Genomic DNA, 1,008 nt, shown 5'->3' on the forward strand with positions numbered 1-1,008 from the left:
ACGACCTCAATGCTTGGGGTTATTAGGGTCAATTTATCCTTGGTTGATGCACTCTGAATATCTACACTATGGACACGCCTTATTCATGTTACTTGGATTTGCTGTATTCCGTCCTTCAATGGAAGGTAAAGCCCGTGTTTGGTGGGACGTTGCTTTTACTCTACAATTCTTCCATCACTTTGAACACGCCTTGCTTTTAGGTCAAGCAATCATCGGCAAAAACCTTTTTGATTTACCCGTTAGAACGAGTATTGGTCAGCTTTGGTTTCCTCGAATAGAATTGCATTTTTGGTATAACGTAATTGTGATGCTTCCGATGTTAATCGGGTTATACTTTAATCAGAAAACTCTTAAAAAGTAGTTAACTATGAATTCAAAAAGACGAAAAATTGTGAGAGCAAAAAGGTCTAGTATATCTGATAAGCTTGCCCCTTTTTTAACCCAGAAATATTCCGTAGAACTTGGTTTACTCCATCTTCCTTTAATGACATTACTCAACTTATCTGAAAGAGTCATACTAACGCCAACGGATCAAGAGCGTTGTCGTCAAACGGCAGAAATTTTACTAAATCAAATCTGCCAGCTTGAGCCTTTAACCTTTCCAGTTTATGAAATATTAATTGATCTCAAAAAGGTTAATTATGAACAATCTAAGTCTTAGCAGCACGTATGAAGAACAAGTTAGCTCTATTCTGCAAAAAAACCGCTCTAAACTCATTAGAATTCCCTTAACTTTTGGACAATGGTTTTACATCATTGCCGCACTCGCTTTTTTTGAGGAATGTCTCAATAATCAAGAATCAAAAGCAGAATTAGAACCATTAACAGAAGGCTTAATTAACATTCTTTGTTCAATCGAGCCTGAACTTAAAACCCTTAACATAAAATTAGTCATGGAATCTATTTTGGAGAGAGAAGAACCATAGTACAACGTAATTTTGGTTAGATGAACAGGTGGGATTAATAAACCCACCTGACTTTATCAGACTAATCCGAACTACGGCTGTT

The 1,008-nt window shown here is 36.5% G+C and carries 2 protein-coding genes and 1 pseudogene; all 3 read left to right on the top strand.

Going from position 1 to position 1,008, the window contains the following annotated elements; all coding sequences use genetic code 11:
* Window positions 1-361 (top strand): annotated as a pseudogene (locus tag C7H19_RS26100) (hypothetical protein); the annotation flags it as partial.
* 6 nt (window positions 362-367) lie between these two features.
* Window positions 368-661 carry a hypothetical protein gene (locus tag C7H19_RS25255; protein ID WP_106459637.1) on the top strand — a complete coding sequence of 98 codons (294 nt, stop codon included), beginning with the start codon at window positions 368-370 and terminating at the stop codon, window positions 659-661.
* A complete protein-coding gene (locus C7H19_RS25260) occupies window positions 642-926 on the top strand; it encodes a hypothetical protein (protein WP_106459638.1) in 285 nt (94 codons plus the stop codon). The genes C7H19_RS25255 and C7H19_RS25260 overlap by 20 nt, the downstream gene beginning before the upstream one ends.
* Window positions 927-1,008 lie beyond the last annotated feature (82 nt).

The sequence above is a fragment of the Aphanothece hegewaldii CCALA 016 genome, assembly GCF_003007785.1.
In the GTDB taxonomy this organism is placed as follows: domain Bacteria; phylum Cyanobacteriota; class Cyanobacteriia; order Cyanobacteriales; family Microcystaceae; genus Chroococcus; species Chroococcus hegewaldii.